The 20,034-nt window shown below is 61.4% G+C and carries 13 protein-coding genes and 1 pseudogene; all 14 read left to right on the plus strand.

Features of this window, described 5'->3' with window-relative positions:
* Window positions 1-45 precede the first annotated feature (45 nt).
* The 14 genes and pseudogenes from hpf to OMP38_RS30025 all read left to right on the plus strand — a co-directional run bounded on the left by hpf (window position 46) and on the right by OMP38_RS30025 (window position 20,021).
* Complete coding sequence (gene hpf, locus OMP38_RS29960) at window positions 46-612, plus strand: ribosome hibernation-promoting factor, HPF/YfiA family (RefSeq protein ID WP_277568329.1); 567 nt, start codon at window positions 46-48, stop codon at window positions 610-612.
* A 109-nt stretch (window positions 613-721) separates the two neighbouring features.
* Window positions 722-1,165 (plus strand): MBL fold metallo-hydrolase, encoded by a 444-nt coding sequence (locus OMP38_RS29965; protein ID WP_277568330.1) that lies wholly within the window; start codon window positions 722-724, stop codon window positions 1,163-1,165.
* Complete coding sequence (locus OMP38_RS29970; protein ID WP_277568331.1) at window positions 1,080-2,087, plus strand: hypothetical protein; 1,008 nt, start codon at window positions 1,080-1,082, stop codon at window positions 2,085-2,087. Before OMP38_RS29965 ends, OMP38_RS29970 begins: the two co-directional genes overlap by 86 nt.
* Before the next feature lie 86 nt (window positions 2,088-2,173).
* Window positions 2,174-4,690, plus strand: a complete 2,517-nt coding sequence (gene secA / locus OMP38_RS29975; RefSeq protein WP_277568332.1) for a preprotein translocase subunit SecA — start codon at window positions 2,174-2,176, stop codon at window positions 4,688-4,690.
* A gap of 174 nt (window positions 4,691-4,864) precedes the next feature.
* A protein-coding gene (gene prfB / locus OMP38_RS29980) for a peptide chain release factor 2 (RefSeq protein ID WP_277568333.1) occupies window positions 4,865-5,997 on the plus strand; the annotation gives its coding sequence in 2 pieces (ribosomal slippage) (window positions 4,865-4,933 and window positions 4,936-5,997; 1,131 coding nt in all).
* A 217-nt stretch (window positions 5,998-6,214) separates the two neighbouring features.
* A complete protein-coding gene (locus tag OMP38_RS29985; RefSeq protein ID WP_277568334.1) occupies window positions 6,215-7,231 on the plus strand; it encodes a YitT family protein in 1,017 nt (338 codons plus the stop codon).
* Between the two features lie 453 nt (window positions 7,232-7,684).
* Window positions 7,685-8,764, plus strand: coding sequence for an N-acetyl-gamma-glutamyl-phosphate reductase (argC, locus tag OMP38_RS29990; protein ID WP_277568335.1), 1,080 nt, complete (start codon window positions 7,685-7,687; stop codon window positions 8,762-8,764).
* A 23-nt stretch (window positions 8,765-8,787) separates the two neighbouring features.
* Window positions 8,788-10,014 (plus strand): bifunctional ornithine acetyltransferase/N-acetylglutamate synthase, encoded by a 1,227-nt coding sequence (argJ, locus tag OMP38_RS29995; protein WP_277568336.1) that lies wholly within the window; start codon window positions 8,788-8,790, stop codon window positions 10,012-10,014.
* Between the two features lie 18 nt (window positions 10,015-10,032).
* A complete protein-coding gene (argB, locus tag OMP38_RS30000; protein WP_277568337.1) occupies window positions 10,033-10,815 on the plus strand; it encodes an acetylglutamate kinase in 783 nt (260 codons plus the stop codon).
* Between the two features lie 25 nt (window positions 10,816-10,840).
* Window positions 10,841-12,022, plus strand: coding sequence for an acetylornithine transaminase (locus tag OMP38_RS30005; RefSeq protein ID WP_277568338.1), 1,182 nt, complete (start codon window positions 10,841-10,843; stop codon window positions 12,020-12,022).
* A 107-nt stretch (window positions 12,023-12,129) separates the two neighbouring features.
* Window positions 12,130-13,093, plus strand: a pseudogene (argF, locus tag OMP38_RS30010) (ornithine carbamoyltransferase).
* A gap of 126 nt (window positions 13,094-13,219) precedes the next feature.
* Entirely contained in the window at window positions 13,220-14,458 is a 1,239-nt protein-coding gene (locus OMP38_RS30015) for an argininosuccinate synthase (protein WP_090116285.1), read from the plus strand.
* Between the two features lie 281 nt (window positions 14,459-14,739).
* Window positions 14,740-16,155: an argininosuccinate lyase gene (argH, locus tag OMP38_RS30020; protein WP_277568339.1), complete on the plus strand. Its 1,416-nt coding sequence runs from the start codon at window positions 14,740-14,742 to the stop codon at window positions 16,153-16,155.
* A 341-nt stretch (window positions 16,156-16,496) separates the two neighbouring features.
* Window positions 16,497-20,021: an S-layer homology domain-containing protein gene (locus tag OMP38_RS30025; protein ID WP_277568340.1), complete on the plus strand. Its 3,525-nt coding sequence runs from the start codon at window positions 16,497-16,499 to the stop codon at window positions 20,019-20,021.
* Window positions 20,022-20,034 lie beyond the last annotated feature (13 nt).

The raw sequence follows: 20,034 nt of genomic DNA on the forward strand, positions 1-20,034 counted from the left end.
GGCGGGGGTATGTTAAAATGAAGTCAGCAAAGGAGGATGCAGCATATGAAATATAATATTCGTGGTCAGCGCATGGAAGTCACACCGGCTCTTCGGGATTACGTCGAGAAGAAGCTTGCCAGGCTGGAACGGTATTTTGAAGCGCCTCCCCAAACCGACGGCAACGTGACGCTTAGCGTGACAAAGGGCAGCAATGCCGTCGAGGTCACCCTTCCGCTCCAGGGGTTGCTGCTCCGGGCAGAAGAAAAAAGCAACGATATGTACGCGTCGATCGACTTGGTCGTCGACAAACTTGAACGCCAAATTCGCAAACACAAAACGAAAGTGAATCGCAAGATTCGTCAGACTGCGGGAGCAAAAGGCGTCTTCAAGGAAGAGGGCGCAAGCTCCAACGCGACGGCGACGCTCGTGCGCGAAGACGAGGACGAGAAGTTCGAAGTGGTACGCACGAAGCGCTTCTTATCTCCGCCCATGGCCATCGAAGACGCGATACTCGAGATGAACCTGATCGGCCATAATTTCTTCGTTTTCGCGAACGCGGAGACCAAGGAGACGAACGTCGTGTACCGCCGGGACGACGGTACTTATGGCTTGATTGAATCGGCTGTCTGACTCTCTTAAACGATCATTTTAAATCAAAAACCCAGCCCTCTTTTCCGATATACGGAGAGAGGGCTTTTAGATAGGCGGCCCTACTGCAGGGAAGGCGGGGCGGCGTCATTTGAAGGTTCAATATCTTAAAAGCGCTTCGGTGCTCGTGGAGCATGAAGGCGTTCGCGTACTATGCGATCCGTGGCTGACGGATGGCATCTATTACGGCAGCTGGTATCACTACCCCCCGCTAGAGATAACGCCCGAAGATTTTTCGGACGTGGATTATATTTATATCTCCCACGTGCATCCCGATCACTTGGACCCGGAAACGCTTCGCCGATTGCCCGACCATATTCCGGTACTGATCGCCAATTACAAGGACCGTTTTGTACATCGAATTCTCAAACAGTGCGGCTTCGAGCAAATTATCGAGCTGCAGGGCCATCGCCCTTATCGTTTAGCCGACGACTTCTCTATTGAAGTGCTTGGGGCAGATTTCTGCGATCCGGCGCTATGCGGACATTCTTTTTGCGTGCCAGCCCGAACCGGACAGGGTCACGTACGCGCTTGATACGCTGGCGATTTTCCATGGAGGCGGGAAAGTCGTCGTCAATACGAATGATTGTCCGTACGGATTAACGGCATCGGCCTGCAAATATATGGTGAATCATTACGGAAAGGTGGATTTTTTGCTCGTCGGTTATGCCGGGGCGGGACCTTATCCGCAGTGCTTTGAACATCAGGATGAAGAAGCGCTTATGCAAAAAGGCGAGCAGAAGAAGCGCCAATTCATTCGGCAATGCTCCGATTATCTTGAGGCGCTGCGTCCGGCTTATTTTCTGCCATTTGCGGGGCAGTATACGCTGGGTGGCAGGCTGTGGCATTTAAATCGCTTCAGGGGCGTACCTGAGCTTGAGGATTTAGAATCATTGTTCGCTTCTGAGCGAAGCGCGCGGGGAATTACGTCCGAGATGGTGCTGTTGAATTCCGGGGAGTGGTTCGATTTAGAGGACGGCAGCGCTTCCTCTCCTTACCGGCCGATTTCAATGACCGACAAGCTTGCTTACATTGAAAGAGAACTAAGCGGCAAAAGTTATATTTACGATTCGGATGCTCCATGCTCGAGCGATGAGCTGCTATTGAACCTCCAGGAGGCGCAACGCCATATGATTGGACAAATGGCGACGCGCGGAATTCGTCCAAGGCTGCACGATTGGAACGTGTATATGGACGTAGGCGACGAGGACGGAGTTTTCCACGTGCCGTTAACCGAAGGAGAGGTTTCTCGTATTCCAATTCGAGATATCGCGGAGCCGTGCCTGGCGGTTCAATTGGATGCCAAGCTGCTAAAGCGGATGCTTGAACGCAAAGCGCACTGGAACAACGCGGAAATCGGATCTCATCTGCGTTTCAAGCGCGCGCCGGACGTTTTCGACAGGCCTTTGTTTACCGCGTTATGCTATCTCCATCTTCCTTCATCCGTCAAAGGTTGAGCAAACGCCGCTTTCCTTGCCCCCCTTCCGCTTAACTGCTAAAATAAATAGATACGGTCATCCCGCATAAGGGGAAGGGGTATCATATGCTCGGAATAGTGAAGAAGATATTCGGAGACGCCAATGAGCGCGAAGTGAAGCGGCTGTCCAAGACGGTCGACGAGATCAACGAGCTGGAGTCTTCGATTAAAGGGCTGAGCGACGAACAGCTGCGTGCCAAGACGGACGAGTTCCGCAATCGCCTGAATAAAGAAAATTTCGAATTGGACGATATTTTGCCCGAGGCGTTCGCGGTCGTTCGCGAGGCGGCGCTTCGCGTGCTGAAGATGCGTCACTTCGACGTGCAACTGATGGGCGGTATGGTACTCCACAGCGGCAAGATCGCGGAGATGAAGACCGGCGAAGGTAAGACGCTCGTCGGTACGCTTGCGGTATATTTGAACGCGCTCGCCGGCAAGGGCGTGCACGTGGTCACGGTCAACGATTACTTGGCCCAACGGGACAGCCAGCTCATGGGACAAGTCTATGAGTTTCTGGGCCTGACGGTCGGCTGTAACCTGCACGGTCTTTCCCATGAGGAAAAGCAGGCCGCCTATGCATGCGACATCACGTACGGCACGAACAACGAGTTCGGCTTCGACTACCTCCGCGATAACATGGTGCTGTACAAGGAGCAAATGGTTCAGCGTCCGTTATATTACGCCATCATCGACGAAGTCGACTCCATCCTGATCGACGAAGCGCGCACGCCGCTGATCATCTCCGGCCAAGCGCAGAAGTCGACGCAGATGTATTATCAAGCGGACCGCGTGGCGAGCCGTCTGTCCGAGACCGAGGACTTTACGATCGACGTGAAAATGCGCAGCATCGCGTTGACGGAGACCGGCGTGACGAAGGTGGAGCAGGCGTTCGATATCGAGAACCTGTTCGCGCACGAGCACGTGCTGATCAACCACCACGTGAATCAGGCGCTGCGCGCTCGCTTCATCATGAAGCGCGACGTGGACTACGTCGTGCAGGACGAGGAAGTCGTCATCGTCGACGAGTTCACGGGCCGCTTGATGGCGGGCCGCCGATATAGCGACGGGCTGCACCAGGCGATCGAGGCGAAGGAAGGCCTGGACGTCCAGAACGAGAGCATGACGCTCGCGACGATCACGTTCCAGAACTACTTCCGGATGTACCGCAAGCTGGCCGGCATGACCGGTACGGCGAAGACGGAGGAAGAGGAGTTCAAGCGGATCTACGGACTCGAGGTCGTGCAGATCCCGACGAACCGTACCAACATCCGCAAGGACGTTCCGGACGTCGTCTACAAGACGGAGAACAGCAAGTTCCGCGCCGTCGTCGAGGAGATCGTGAAGCGTCACCAGACCGGCCAACCGGTACTGGTCGGTACGGTATCGATCGAGAACTCGGAGCGCGTGTCGGAAATGCTGAAAAAGAAAGGCATCAAGCACCAGGTGCTGAACGCCAAGTACCACGCCGAGGAAGCCGAGATTATCGCGAGCGCGGGCCAGCGCGGCACGGTTACGATCGCCACGAACATGGCCGGACGCGGTACGGACATCCTGCTCGGCGAAGGCGTGCCGGATCTTGGCGGCCTGCACATCATCGGCACCGAGCGGCATGAGAGCCGCCGGATCGACAACCAGCTGCGCGGCCGCGCAGGCCGTCAAGGCGACCCGGGCTCCTCGCAGTTCTACCTGTCGATGGAGGACGAGCTCATGCGGCGCTTCGGCGCGGACAACATCATGGGCATGATGGAGCGTCTGGGCTTCGACGAGGAGTCTCCGATCGAGAGCCGTCTCATCACCCGCGCGATCGAGTCGGCGCAGAAGCGCGTCGAAGGCAGCAACTTCGACGCCCGCCGCGTCGTCCTGCAGTACGACGACGTCATCAACCTCCAGCGCGAGAAGATCTACGGCGACCGTCGCCAGATCCTCGGCGCGGAGAAGATTCGCGACGTCGTCATGCCGATGATCAAGTCGGTCGTCGAGCGCGCGGTGGACAAGCACTGCCCGGGCGACGACGTGCCGGAAGATTGGGATCTCGAGGGTCTCGCAGGCTACGCGCACGCCAACTTCCTGCCGGAAGACCGCGTGAACAAAGACGACCTGTGGGGCAAGGAAAAGGAAGAGATCGTCGAGCTCCTCATGGCGCGCATCGAGCAGCTGTACGGCGAGCGCGAAGAGATGATCGGCGAAGAGACGATGCGCGAGTTCGAAAAGGTCGTCGTCCTCCGCGCGGTCGACAGCAAGTGGATGGACCATATCGACGCGATGGACCAGCTGCGTCAAGGTATCCATCTGCGCGCCTACGGCGGCAACGATCCGCTTCGCGAGTATCAGTTCGAAGGCCACAACATGTTCCTGTCCATGATCGAGCGGATCGAAGAAGAAGTGACGCTCTACATCATGAAGGCGCAGGTCGAGAGCAACGTGAAGCGCGAAGCCGTCGCCGAAGGCCAAGCCGTCGATACCAAGGCCGAAGCCGGACCGAAGCGTCCTGCCCGTTCGCCGGAGCAGCGCGTCGGCCGGAACGACCCTTGCCCTTGCGGCAGCGGCAAGAAATACAAAATGTGCCACGGTCGCATAGACTGATCGAAGGCACGGGAGCGGTGCTCCGCCGGGCGGCCTAACCGGGCCGCGTCCGGTGAGCATCGCTCTTGCATGTCGGGCGAGCGGCTGCGATTGTTGAATTTACAGGGACAGCGAAGATAAAGAAAGCAACTTCGGACCGCAAGCCGGGCCGCATTCTACGATGAGGTGATTTAAATGGCCGTCAACGATTACACAGCCAAGCAAGACCTTCGCGAATCCGCGAAGCGACTCACGTATCTTAGGGGGGTCTCTTTGACTTAGATCTCAAGCAGGAAATGATCGCGAACTTCGAGGAGAAAATGAGCGCGCCCGACTTCTGGGACGACAATGAAAAGGCGCAGGGCGTCATCTCCGAGCTGAATGCGGTCAAAGGCGTCGTGGAGCAGTATACGACGTTAGCGGCCGAGCAGGAGGACCTCGAAGCGATGCAAGCGATGCTGGAGGAGGAGTCGGACGCGGACCTGGAGGCCGAGTGGGTGGGCAGCGTCAAAGCGCTGTCCAAGAAGGTCGACGACTTCGAGCTGCAGCTGCTGCTCAACCAGCCGTACGACAAGTCCCATGCGATCCTCGAGCTGCACCCGGGCGCGGGCGGCACGGAGTCCCAGGACTGGGCTTCGATGCTGTACCGGATGTACACGCGCTGGGCGGAAAAGAGGGGCTTCAAAGTGGAGCTGCTCGACTATCTGCCGGGGGACGAAGCGGGAATCAAGAGCGTCACCATTATGGTCCGCGGCTACAATGCCTACGGCTACCTGAAGGCCGAGAAGGGCGTGCACCGGCTCGTGCGCATTTCGCCGTTCGACGCATCGGGCAGACGCCATACGTCGTTCGTGTCCTGCGACGTCGTGCCGGAGATTCCGGACGACATCACGATCGAGATTCGACCCGAGGATCTGCGCGTCGATACCTACCGGGCGAGCGGCGCCGGCGGCCAGCACATCAACAAGACCGACTCGGCGATCCGACTCACGCACTTGCCGACCGGCATCGTCGTTGCCTGCCAGACCGAACGCTCGCAGATCTCGAATCGCGACCGCGCGATGAAGATGCTGCAATCCAAGCTGTACGAAAAGAAGATTCAGGAGCAGCAGGCCGAACTGGCCGCCATCCGCGGCGAGCAGCTCGACATCGCCTGGGGCAGCCAGATCCGCTCGTACGTATTCCACCCTTACAGCATGGTGAAGGATCATCGTACCAGCGTAGAGACGGGCAACGTGCAGGCGGTTATGGACGGCGATATCGATCCGTTCATCGACGGTTATCTGCGCAGCCAGATCAAGACGGATCCGGCGGCTGCGGCCGAATAATCGGCGTCGCTCAAGTTCGAATAAAGCATGCGGCAAGTTCCGACACTAATGGCAACGCGAGGAAACGTTTCTTTCGATCGCCGGCACTGCTCCCCTCAACGGGAAGCGATGTCGGCATCCGTTCGAAGTAAACCTATCGCGCCGGCCCGAGTGAAGGGGCTTGCCCTTTTTTGTATGTAACTACGTGCTCAAAATAAAAGAAAGTGGGCTTCCTACGATGGAAAATGCAAACGAAGCGAATCGCGCGGAGCTTCCGCTTCCTCCCGAGCCCAGGCCGAACAAGCGCCGCCGCAAGCCGCGCTCGCCGCTTTACCGCAATGCCGTGTCGATGGCGCTGCTGCTCGTCGGCTCCTTCCTGATTGCGGTCAGCTTCAACCTGTTCTTCCTGCCGAACAACATCGCCTCCGGCGGTGTCTCCGGCATCTCGGTCATCGTCAACTACCTGGCCGATATTAAGCCCGCCTACACGCAGTGGACGCTCAACATCCCGCTCTTCCTCGCGGGCCTCGCCGTCTTCGGCGGCCGCTTCGGCATCAAGACCGCCGTCGGCTCCGTCGTGCTGCCGCTGTTCGTGCTGCTCACCGCGCACTGGGCGCCGCCGACGCACAACCCGCTGCTCGCCGCCATCTATGGCGGGCTTGGCGTCGGGCTGGGCCTCGGCCTCGTCTTCCGCGGCCAGGCATCTACCGGCGGCCTCGACACGGCCGCGCAGATCCTGCACCGCTTCACCGGCCTGCGCCTCGGACTCGCGGTCGCCACGCTCGACGGCCTCGTCATCCTCTCGGCCGGCATCCTCATCGCGCCCGAAAACGCGCTCTACGCCCTCATCGGCCTGTTCGTCACGAGCAAGACGATCGACGTCGTGCAGACGGGGCTGCAGACGTCGAAGGCCGCCTTCATCGTGACGACGCAGCCCGACAAGGTGTCGCAGGCCGTGCTCATCGACCTGGACCGCGGCCTTACCAAGCTGCAGGGCGAGGGCGGCTACACCGGCCAGCAGCGTCCCGTGCTTATGACCGTCGTCGGCCAGAACGAAGTGACACGGCTAAAGTTGCTCGTGCAGGATGCCGATCCTGGCGCCTTCGTTATCATCACGAACGCGGCGGAGGTGCTGGGCGAAGGATTTCACGAACCGCATCCGCCTGCGAAGCCGAACGTATCCGACATGCCGAATGTACCATGGGCGCCGAAAGGGCCGAGACCCGGCGACGAGAGAAACAACCGCAAGCCCTAAGGGTGTCGGCTACGGCGAACCAATGCACCGGCGAACCAGGGCGCCGGCAATCTACGCGCCGGGGGCAAGGGCATTTCCGCCTTCGGCATCCTTCTGTCCTAAACGGCCATTGCAAACCCTAAGCCGCCCCATTCATGAGAATCATTGATCATTCCATCAAAAATAACGTTACAATCCGGCCGATTCTTCCATTGAATAAATAATCATTCGAATGTATAATGATACACATCGACAACCGGACCCTGCGTGCCGCCAAGCCGCCGTCCGTCGCGTCCCGCAGCGCCGACCGCGCAGCTGCACTTACATAGCCGGGACGCGGCGACGGGGCTTGAATTGTTTTAGACATCCCCACCGCGATCCGGTACAATGGGAATAGTTTGCCATGAACGGCGGGCGCGCGCACCTATCGCGATAGCGCGTCCCATTCCTTTATACAGCAAGGAGTGTATGTAAATGCCATCATCCTCATCGTCATCCACGGCGCCATCTCAAGTGCGCGCGGCCATCGTCGGCTCCACCGGCTACGGCGGCGTCGAACTGATCCGGCTGCTGGCCGCCCATCCTTACGTGACTGTCACGTCGGTCATCTCTTCGTCCAACGCGGGCGAGCCGTTCGCGGCCGGTTATCCGCATCTGACGGAGATTCGCACGGACATCCTGGACGCCGTCGATCCCGAGCTGATCGCGGGCAAGGCCGACGTCGTCTTCTTCGCGACGCCGCATGGCGTCAGCACGAAGCTGGCGAGCCAGTTTCTCGCGGCGGGGCTCAAGGTCATCGACCTGTCCGGCGACTTCCGGCTGAAGAATCGGGACAGCTACGCCCAGTGGTACAAAAAAGAAGCGCCGCAGCAGGACGAACTCGAGCGCGCGGTATTCGGCATGAGCGAGCTGTTCGGCGATGAAGTTCGCGGCGCGGACTTCGTCACCAATCCGGGCTGCTTCCCGACGGCGACGACGCTTGGCCTGTATCCGGCGGTCAAAGCCGGCTGGATCGATCCGGACAGCATCATCGTCGATGCCAAGACCGGCGTGTCCGGCTCGGGCCGGGGCCTCAGCATGGCTGCCCATTTTTCCGAGGTCAACGAGAACTTCAAGGCGTACAAAGTCCACCAGCACCAGCACACGCCGGAGATCGAGCAGACGCTGGCGCGCGCAGCGGGGGCACCGGTGACCGTGTCGTTCACGACGCATCTCGTGCCGATGACGCGCGGGATCATGAGCACGATGTACGCGAGCCTCACGGACAAGAGCCGCACGACGGCCGATTTCCGCGAGCTGTACAATCAGTTTTACGAGGGTCGGCCCTTCGTGCGCGTGCGTCCCGAGGGGACGTATCCATCGACCAAGGAAGTGTACGGCTCGAACTACTGCGACATCGGCGTGCTCGTCGACGAGCGGACGAAGCGCCTGACGGTCATCTCCGTCATCGACAACCTCGTCAAGGGCGCGTCGGGCCAGGCGATTCAGAATTTGAACTTGATGATGGGCTGGGACGAGACGACGGGTCTGACGTTCCTGCCGGTCTATCCATAACGGACGGGGGGAACGGGAGCGACATGGGGAAGAGCTATCTCATCGTGCCGGACGGCGGCGTGACGACGCCCAAGGGCTTCAAGGCGGGCGGACTGCACTGCGGGCTGAAAAAAACGGAGCGTCACGATCTCGGCGCGATCGTCAGCGAGGTGCCGGCATCGGCTGCGGCGGTGTATACGACCAATTTATTTCAGGCGGCACCGCTGCAGGTGACGCGCGAGAGCCTGGCGGAAGAAGGCCTGCTGACCGCAGTGCTCGTCAATAGCGGCAACGCCAACGCCTGCACCGGCGCCCAAGGCGAAGCCGACGCGTACGCGATGCGCGCGCAGATCGCCGAGGCGCTCGGCGTGGCGAAGCATCAGGTCGCCGTCGCCTCGACCGGCGTCATCGGCGAGCCGCTCAAGATGGACCGCGTCAGCGCGGGCATCGAACGGCTCCCTGAACGGCTGAAGGGCGACGCGGCGGGCTCCGACGACTTTTGCCAGGCGATTCTGACGACCGACCTGGTCAAGAAGACTGCGTGTGTCCGCATTGTCGTAGACGGCGCAGAGGTCACCATCGCCGGAGCAGCCAAGGGCTCCGGCATGATCCATCCGAATATGGCGACGATGCTCGGCTTTGTCACGACGGATGCCGCCATCGGCTCCGCAGCGCTGCAGACGCTGCTGCGCGACATCACGAACCTGACGTTTAACATGATCACCGTCGACGGCGACACCAGCACCAACGACATGCTCGTGGCGATGGCCAACGGCCTTGCGGGCAATGCTGAGCTGACGTCCGCGCATCCGGACTGGGCGGCGTTCGCCGAAGGGCTGCGTTATGTGTGCGAGGAGCTGGCCAAGGCGATCGCGCGCGACGGCGAAGGCGCGACCAAGCTGATCGAGACGACCGTAGCGGGTGCCGCGAGCGACGCGGACGCCCAGGCGATCGCCAAGACGATCATCGGCTCGAGCCTGGTGAAGTCGGCGGCCTTCGGCGCGGACGCCAACTGGGGCCGCATCATCGCGGCGGCGGGGCGCGCAGGCGTGCCGCTCAACGTGAACACGGTCGACGTGCGGCTCGGCGACATTCTCGTGCTCGAGCAGTCCCGTCCGATCGCGTTCGACGAGGACGCCGCGCTGGTCTACCTGAAGGGCGACACGGTCGCGATCCGCGTCGACCTGCATATGGGCAGCGGGCAGGCGCTCGCTTGGGGCTGCGACCTGACTTATGATTACGTGCGGATCAACGCCGCTTACCGGACTTAGAGGGAGGCGGGCGCAACCATGGCATTCGTAATGAAATGCGGCGGCAGCACGCTCGCCGCGCTGCCGGACGCGTTCTTCGAGGATCTGCGCGACCTGCAGGAGAGCGGGGCGCAGCCGGTCATCGTGCACGGCGGCGGCCCGGCGATCAACGAGACGCTCGGCCAGCTTGGCATCGAGAGCCGCTTCGAAGGCGGCCTGCGCGTGACCGACGAGCCGACGCTCGAGGTCGTCGAGATGGTGCTCGCCGGCCGCATCAACAAGCAGATCGTGCGGCGGCTGCAGCAGAGCGGCGCGAAGGCGCTCGGCCTGTCGGGCACCGACGGGCGGCTGATCGAGGCCAGGCCCGTAGCCAACGCGGACGTCGTCGGCCTTGTCGGCGACGTGACCGGCGTCAATGCCGAGCTGATCCAGGGCATCGTGGCGCTCGGCTACCTGCCCGTCATCGCGCCAATCGGCATCGACGCGGCCGGCCAGCGTTACAACATCAACGCGGATACCGCCGCAGGCGCCGTCGCCTCGCATCTGGGCGTCGCCACGATGATCGTCGTGACCGACGTGCCGGGCATCATGCGGACGGCGGACGGCGAGAAGCAGGTGCTGCCGCAGGTCACTTTCGCGCAGATCGAAGAGATGATCGCGAGCGGCGAGATCTACGGCGGCATGATCCCGAAGGTGCGGGCCGCGATGGCCTGCCTGACCGGCGACGTGCGCGAGGTGCTGATCGTCGACGGCGCGGCGCCGCGGGTGCTGAGCCGGGCGGTTAACGAAGGCAACCTCGGGACCCGCATCGTACGCGAATAACCGAACCAACGAAGGAGTGGAAAACATGAGCAGCTTGTTCCCGACCTACGCACGCTATCCGATCGCCATCGTCAAGGGCAAAGGCAGCCGCCTGTGGGACGATCAAGGCAAGGAGTATCTCGACTTTATGGGCGGCCTGGCCGTCACCAACCTCGGCCATGTGCCGGACGAGGTGAAGGATGCGCTCGTGGCGCAGCTCGGGGAGCTGTGGCATGCGTCCAACCTTTTCGTGAACCCGTATCAGGAAAAAGCCGCCAAGCTTCTGACCGACAACAGCTGCGCCGACGCCGTGTTCTTCTGCAACAGCGGCGCCGAGGCGAACGAGGCCGCGATCAAGCTGGCCCGCCGCTATCACCAGAAGGTGCTGGGCAACGATCGCTACGAAGTGATCACGTTTACGCAGTCGTTCCACGGCCGCACGCTGGCGACGTTGACCGCGACCGGTCAGGACAAGGTCAAGGAAGGCTTTCTGCCGCTGCCCGAGGGCTTCGTCCACGTGCCGCTGCACGATCTGCCGGCGCTGGAGGCGGCGATCACGGACCGCACGGCCGCGATCATGCTCGAGCTCGTGCAGGCCGAGGGCGGCGTTATCGTCGTCGAGCCCGAGTTTCTGCGCGGCGTCCGCGAGCTGTGCGACCGACACGGCCTGCTGCTCATCCTGGACGAAGTCCAGACGGGCATGGGCCGTACCGGCAAGCTGTTCGCGCATCAGCACTATGACGTAGAGCCTGATATCTTTACACTGGCCAAGGGCATCGGCAGCGGCTTCCCGGTCGGCGCCATGCTCGGCAAGGAGAAGCTCATCCCTGCCTTCACGGCCGGCTCGCATGCGACGACGTTCGGCGGCACGCCGATCGCCTCGACGGTCGTGGCCGCCACGGTCGAATCGATCCTGAAGCAGGACGCGCCGGCACGCGCGGCCGCATCGGGCGAGTACTTGATTGCCAAGCTGAGCGAAAAGCTGTTGGATTTGCCGGTCGTCACCGAGATCCGCGGCCGCGGCCTGCTCATCGGCATCCAGTGCACCGAGCCGGTCGCCGACTGGATCAGCGAGCTGCACAAGCGCGGCCTGCTCGTCGTCTCGGCGGGACCGACGGTCATCCGCCTGCTGCCGAGCCTGCTCGTGTCGCGCGAGGACATCGACCGCGCGGTCGAGCTGATCGCAGCCGTCCTGACCGAAGCGGCTGCCGCGAAGGCCTCGAACTAATCGCGCCTTGGCCGGCTGCTCGCTCGATCGCGTCCGGCCGGCGTTTCGCCGACACTATCACTAACGCGGGGTCTGTGTGCCCCTTTTCATACCAAGGAGGTATCGCCATGCCTAACCCGGCTGCCAACGCCGAAGAACTCGCCCAAGGCCTCAAGGGGCGGGATTTCCTGGGGCTCGTCGATTACCAGCCTGACGAGATCCGTTATCTGATCGACCTCGCCATCGAGCTCAAGCGCAAGCAGAAGAGCGGGGGAAGTGTACCAGCCCCTCAAGGGCAAGACGCTCGGCATGATTTTCGAAAAATCGTCCACCCGCACGCGCGTATCGTTCGAGGTCGGCATGTTCCAGCTCGGCGGCCACGGCCTGTTCCTGAGCAAAAACGACATCCAGATGGGCCGCGGCGAGACGATTCGCGATACGGCGCAGACGCTGTCGCGTTATCTTGACGGCATCATCATCCGTACGTTCGGCCACCGCAACGTGGTCGAGTTGGCGCGCGGCGCAACCATCCCGGTCATCAACGCCCTGTCCGACCAGTCGCATCCATGCCAGGCGCTCGCCGATTATCAGACGATCCTCGAGCACAAGGGCAAGCTGGAAGGCCTCAAGGTCGCCTACATCGGCGACGGCAACAACATGGTGCATTCGCTTATGATCGGCGCAAGCAAGCTGGGCATTCACTTTGCCAGCGCGTCGCCGGAAGGCTACGAGCCGGATGCGGAGCAAGTGAAGCTGGCGCGCGAGTACGCGGCCCAATCCGGCGCCCGGGTCGACATCGTGCGCGATGCGCGCGAGGCGGTCGAAGGCGCCGACATCATCTACACGGACGTGTGGGCGAGTATGGGCTTCGAAGCTGAGCAGCAGGAGCGCGAGCGCGCGTTCAAAAACTACCAGGTCAACGAGGAACTGGCCAAGCATGCCAAGTCCGACTACCTGTTCATGCACTGCCTGCCGGCGCACCGCGGCGAGGAAGTGAGCGAGGGCGTCATAGACGGCCCGCACTCCATCATCTTCGACGAGGCGGAAAACCGCCTGCACGCGCAGAAGGCCGTCATGGCCGCGATCATGTAGCATCCGATCCGCGCCGGCTCGCGAGGCGGCGAACCGGGGCGCGGCGACTGAGCCGCAGCTTGCCGGATTCTGCCGTTTCGTCGACCGTCGCATCCATTTTTCAATAGAGGAGCGTTCATTCCCATCATGGCAAAAGAAAAAATCGTGCTCGCCTACTCCGGCGGCCTGGATACCTCCGTCATCCTCACGTGGCTGAAGGAAACGTACGACGCAGAGATCATCACCTTCACGGCCGACATCGGCCAGAAGGAAGAGTTGGACGGCCTGGAGGAAAAAGCGATCAAGACCGGCGCCTCCAAGGTATACATCGACGACCTGCAGGACGAGTTCGCCAAAGACTTCATCTACCCGATGTTCCAGGCCGGCGCGCTCTATGAAGGCCAATACCTGCTCGGCACCTCGATCGCGCGCCCGCTCATCGCGAAGCGCATGGTCGAGATCGCCCGCGCCGAAGGCGCCACCGCCATCGCGCACGGCGCTACCGGCAAGGGCAACGACCAGGTCCGCTTCGAGCTGACCGCGGCCGCGCTCGCCCCCGACATCAAGGTCATCGCGCCGTGGCGCGACGAGGCTTTCCGCGAGGCGTTTCCGGGCCGCGCCGAGATGATCGCCTACGCCGAGAAGCACGGCATCAACGTGCAGGCGTCCGCCGCCAAGCCGTACTCGATGGACCGCAACCTGCTGCACATCTCCTTCGAGAGCGGCATGCTCGAGGATCCGTGGTTCGACTCCAGCGCGGATGACGTGCAGGACATGTACGTGCTGAGCGTGTCGCCGGAGAAGGCACCGGACCAAGCCGAGTACGTCGAGCTCGACTTCGAAGCGGGCAATGTCGTCGCCGTCAACGGCGAGAAGCTGTCCCCGCTCGAAGTGATGAACAAGCTCAACGAACTGGGCGGCAAGCACGGCATTGGCCGTGTCGACATGGTCGAGAACCGTTTCGTCGGCATGAAGTCCCGTGGCGTGTACGAGACCCCGGGCGGCAGCATCCTGTTCACCGCGCACCGCAAGATGGAGTCGCTGACGATGGACCGCGACGTCATGCACCTGCGCGACTCGCTCATCTCGAAGTACAGCACGCTCGTGTACAACGGCTTCTGGTTCGCGCCGGAGCGTCTGGCGATTCAAGCGCTCGTGAACGAGAGCCAGAAGAACGTCACCGGCACCGTGCGCCTCAAGCTGTACAAGGGCAACATTCTGGCCGCCGGCCTCAAGAGCCCGGTCAGCCTGTATAACCCGCACATCGCCACGATGGAAGCCGACCCGACCCAGGCGTACGACCAGGGCGACGCGACCGGCTTCATCCGCCTGAACGCGCTGCGTCTCAAAGTATCGTCCGGCGTGAACGGCGCTTCAGGCGTTTAAGCAGCCGACGGTGGCAGAGAGATGAATAAGGATGCCGTGTATCCTTATTCGCTCGAAATCCTCCGATCGCCGGCAAATAGCGATGCCGTATATCGTTATTTGCTCGATAGTCCGGCGTGGGGATTGGATAAGGATGCCGCAGATCGTTATTTTGCGTAAAATCCGGCATGTTGAGCGGATAAGGATGTCGCGTAACGTTATTTGTCCGATTCGCCGGATGGCGAGCGAATAACGCTGTCGCGCATCCTTATTTGCCGAATAGAGAGGGGCTAACTAGCGTCATGAGCAAGCTGTGGGGCGGCCGGTTTACGAAGAAGACCGACCAGCTGGTAGAAGAATATACGGCGTCGATCACGTTCGACAAAGAGTTGGCCGAGGAGGATATCCAGGGCAGTCTCGCGCACGTGACGATGCTGGGACGCTGCGGCATCCTGCCGCAAGAGGATGTCGAGACGATCAAGGCGGGCTTGCTGAAGGTGCAGCAGCGCATCCGCAGCGGGGAGCAGGCGTTCCTGATCGCCGATGAAGACATCCATATGAACATCGAGAAGGCGCTCATCGAGGAGATCGGTCCCGTCGGCGGCAAGCTGCACACCGGCCGCAGCCGCAACGACCAGGTCGCGACCGACATGCACCTGTACCTGCGCAAGCGCGTCGTCGAATTCGTCGGCCTGCTGTCCAAGCTGCAGGAAGCGCTGATCGGCCAAGCCAAGGCCAACCTCGATACGATCGTGCCGGGCTACACGCACCTGCAGCGCGCGCAGCCGATCCTGTTCGCCCATCATCTGATGGCGTACGTGTCCATGTTCGGCCGCGACATCGAGCGCCTGCAGGACAGCTACAAGCGCATCGACGCGCTGCCGCTCGGCGCGGGCGCGCTCGCGGGCACGACGTTCGCGATCGACCGCCTGTACACGGCGGAGCTGCTGAATTTCGGCCGCGTCTACGAGAACAGCCTCGACGCCGTCAGCGACCGCGACTTTATCGTCGAGTTCCTGGCGGGCGCTTCGCTCATCATGACGCATCTGTCGCGTCTGAGCGAGGAACTGATTCTTTGGTCGAGCACGGAGTTCCAGTTCGTGGAGCTCGACGACGCATTCTGTACCGGCTCGAGCATCATGCCGCAGAAGAAAAACCCCGACGTGCCCGAGCTCGTTCGCGGCAAAACGGGGCGCGTGTACGGCAACCTCGTCGGTCTGTTGACCGTGCTGAAGTCGCTGCCGCTCGCGTACAACAAGGACATGCAGGAAGACAAGGAAGGCATGTTCGACACCGTCAAGACGCTGCAGGGCGCGCTCCAGCTGTTCGCGCCGATGATCGCGACGATGAAGGTGCGCAAGGACAAGATGCGCCGCGCCGTCGACCAGGACTTTTCCAACGCGACCGACATCGCCGACTTCCTCGTGAACAAAGGGCTGCCGTTCCGCCAGGCGCACGAGGTCATCGGCAAGACGGTGCTGTACTGCATCCAGCAGAACAAGTTCCTGCTCGACCTGACGCTGGACGAGTTCAAGCAGTTCTCCGAGCTGTTCGACGATCGCATCTACGAAACGCTGAAGCCGGAGACGGTCGTCGCCGCGCGCAACGTTTACGGCGGCACCGCCGCGAACCAGGTGAGCGAAGCGATCGGGCGGGCGGAAGCCGCGCTGGCGCAGACGCAGGCCTGGACCGAGGAATACGACGCGAAGAGCCGATGAGCCGTATCGAGCGTGCTTAACCCTAAGCCTCCCATCCACTTCAAACAGAGTGGCGGGAGGTTTTTTTTGCGCGCGGCGGCGGAACGACGAGTCGATCCGAGGCCGAAGGATTCGGGAAGTTTAGACAAAACGGTGACTTCGGACGGGACTGTATCTGGCAATAGGACCAATCGTAAAGGGAAATGTCGACTGACGTCGAATTACAAGATTTAGTCATGAAAATTTAACCGAAATATGATTTTCTGAAAAACACGGTTGAATAAAGGGAAGGGAGAAATGCAATGAGAGATTCAAGTTTATACGCAACAGCCGCAATTGGAACCCCGAGGCGTCGATGGAGGTTGGCGTGGCTGTCTGTGCTGGCGGTCGTATCGCTGCTGACGGGCAGTCTCGGGCTCGGTCATCTCGCTTTTGCCGCCAGTCCGGCCGCGCCGACGGCGCAAGGGCTGGAGGAGAGCGTGCGGGCGAGCGATTATACGTCGGGCGCGACCTTGAAGCTATATTTGTCTACAAGCGGAACGCCGGCCGCCACAGTGCCGAACGTGACGTCGCCGTCGTATACGTTCGAAAATGTGGAGCCGAACAGCGACGGCTATTATGTCACGCAGACGGTCGCAGGCCAGGAGAGCGTGAATTCGAGCTTCGTCGGCGTCAGTCTGCGGACGCCGACAGCGACGGCGGGAATCGGTTATGTCACGGTCGGAAATATTTATTCCGGCGCGGACGTGACGCTGTACGAGGCGGCGTCCGGCCAAGCGGTCTCGGCAACGCCGACGGACCTGGGCGGCGGCACGTTGAAGTATGAGGGACTGGAAGCGCGCAAGTCCTACTATGCGGTCCAGCAGATCAACGGCGTCCTTAGCCTTGGTTCGTCGTATGCGACCGTGCAGCCGGCGATTCCGGCCGCGCCGACGGCGCAAGGGCTTGAAGAGAGCGTGAAGGCGAGCGACTACACGTCCGGAGCGACCTTGAAGCTGTATTTATCCACAAGCGCGACGCCGGTGGCGACGGCGCCGAGCGTGACGGCAACGACGTATACGTTCGAAAATGTGGAGCCGAACAGCAGCGGCTACTACGTCACGCAGACGGTCGCAGGCGAGGAGAGCCTGAATTCGAGCTTCGTCGGCGCTAGTCTGCGGACGCCGACGGCGACGGCAGGCGACGGTTATGTGAGGGTTGGAAATATTTATTCCGGCGCGGAGGTGACGCTGTACGAGGCGGGGTCCGGCCAGGCGGTCTCGGCAACGCCGACAGACCTGGGGGACGGCACGCTGAAGTATGAGGGACTGGAAGCGCGCAAGTCCTACTATGCGGTCCAGCAGATCAACGGCGTCCTTAGCCTTGGTTCGTCGTATGCGACCGTGCAGCCGGCGATTCCGGCCGCGCCGACGGCGCAAGGGCTTGAAGAGAGCGTGAAGGCGAGCGACTACACGTCCGGAGCGACCTTGAAGCTGTATTTGTCCACAAGCGCGACGCCGGTGGAGATGGCGCCGAGCGTGACGGCAACGACGTATACGTTCGAAAATGTGGAGCCGAACAGCAGCGGCTACTACGTCACGCAGACGGTCGCAGGCGAGGAGAGCCTGAATTCGAGCTTCGTCGGAGCGAGCTTGCGTATGCCGACAGCGACGGCAGGCGTCGGTTATGTAACCGTCGGCAACATTTATCCCGGGGCAGCCGTGACGTTGTACGAGGCGGATTCCAACGCAGCCGTTACGGCAGCGCCGACGGACCCGGGCGACGGTACGCTGAAGTATGAGGGACTCGAGGCGCGCAAGTCTTACTATGCGGTCCAAGAGATCAACGGCGTCCTTAGCCTTGGTTCGTCGTATGCGACCGTGCAGCCGGCGATTCCGGCCGCGCCGACGGCGCAAGGGCTTGAAGAGAGCGTGAAGGCGAGCGACTACACGTCCGGAGCGACTTTGAAGCTGTATTTGTCCACTGGCGGAGCGCCTGTGGCGACGGCGACCAGCGTGGCCGGGGCGACCTATACGTTTGAAAATGTCGTGCCGAATCACGTTCAGTACTACGTCACGCAGACGGTTGGCGGAGAGGAAAGCGAAAACTCCGTTTTCGTGAACGCAAGTCTGCGCACGCCGACGGCCGCAGCCGGCGTCGGTTATGTCGATATTCGCAAGGTTTATCCCGGCGCAACCGTGATCTTGTACGATTATGAGACGAATATGGCGGTTGAAGCCGAGCCGGACATGCTGGACGACGGATCGGTCCGGTATGACGGTCTGACGCCTGGCAGGTCCTATTACGGGGTTCAGCGCATTAACGGTACTGTCAGCGAGCCCACGCGGATCGTCACGCTTCCGAGAGCGCCCGATGCGCCGAAGGATGTCGCGGCCGTCGCCGGCAACGGGCAGGCGACGATTACGTTCACGCCTCCCGAGGAGGATGGCGGCGCGCCGATTACGGGATACGAAGTGACGGCCAATCCGGGGAATATCGTCGCGGTCGGAACGGGCAGTCCGATCGTCATGACCGGATTGACCAACGGCGTGAGCTATACGTTTACGGTCAAGGCGATCAATGCCGCGGGCAGCAGCGAGGCTTCCGAGCCTTCGAGCGCGGTTTCGCCCTGGGAGCCGGTCTTCTCGAATGTGTCGACCCGGCCGATCCTTATTCTGATTAACGGACGTACCGAAAACATCGGCCAAGCGAGCGAGACGGCTGCAGGCGGCCGATCGGTGCTTACCTTGACGGTGGACGAGCGGCTGCTGGCCGACAAGCTCGCCGCCGAGGGAGCGGGAGCCGTCATCACGCTTCCCATGCCGGGCGACTCCGACGTGAATCGTGCAGAGCTGAACGGAAGGATGGTCCAAAGCCTCATCGATCATGCGGCCGTGCTGGTCGTTCAAGCCGGACAGGCTTCCTATACGCTGCCTGCCGCGCAGATCGATCTGAGCCGGCTTGCCCGGCAGCTCGGCGCACCGGAGGATTTGTCCGGCGTCATGCTGAGGATCGAGATTGCCAAGCCGACCGCGGATGAGCTGGAGGCGATGTCGGCTGCGGCGAAAAAGGACAACTTATCGATTATCGCTTCCCCGATCGCATTTAAAGTAAGTGCGGCGTATGGGGAACATTCCGTTGAAGTGACAACGTTCGGCAAATACGTAACGCGTACGATCGCGCTGCCCGGCCAGGCAGACGCCGAGCGGTTGACCACGGCGGTCGTACTGGAGAAGGATGGTACGCTGCGTCACGTTCCGACGAAGCTCGTTGTCGCAGACGGAAAATATTTTGCGAAAATAAACAGTTTGACGAACAGCTTGTACGCTGTCGTCTGGCATCCGCTATCGTTCGCCGATGTCGCGAACCACTGGGCGAAGCAGGCGGTCGAAGATCTGGGTGCGCGGATGATCGTCGAAGGCGACGGCGGCGTCTTCGATCCCGATCGGGACGTGACGCGCGCGGAGTTCGCCGCCATACTCGCGAGAGGCCTCGGTCTTCGTCTTGAGGCAGGAGCGTCTGCCTACACCGATGTTCGGCCGTCCGACTGGTTCGCGGGCGCGATCGGCGCGGTCCAAACGTACGGCCTCATCGAAGGCTTCGAAGACGGATCTTTCCGGCCGAATGACAAGATGAGCCGGGAGCAGGCGATGACACTGCTCGCCAGAGCGATGTCGATCACCGGGCTGGCTCCGGTCCAGGCGGGCACAGCCGTAGCGGGAACGCTTCAGTCCTATGCGGACGGGCGAGCAGTCTCCGATTGGGCGGCGGACAGCATCGCCGCTTGCCTCAACGCTGGCCTCGTGGGCGGGAGAAGCGATAAGCTGCTGGCGCCCCAAGCGACGGTCACGAGAGCCGAAGCGGCGACGATGATTCAAAGATTGCTGAAGCAGTCCGGACTGATCTAGCTTTCTGTCGAAT

The sequence above is a fragment of the Cohnella ginsengisoli genome (assembly GCF_029525555.1).
Taxonomy (GTDB): domain Bacteria; phylum Bacillota; class Bacilli; order Paenibacillales; family Paenibacillaceae; genus Cohnella; species Cohnella ginsengisoli.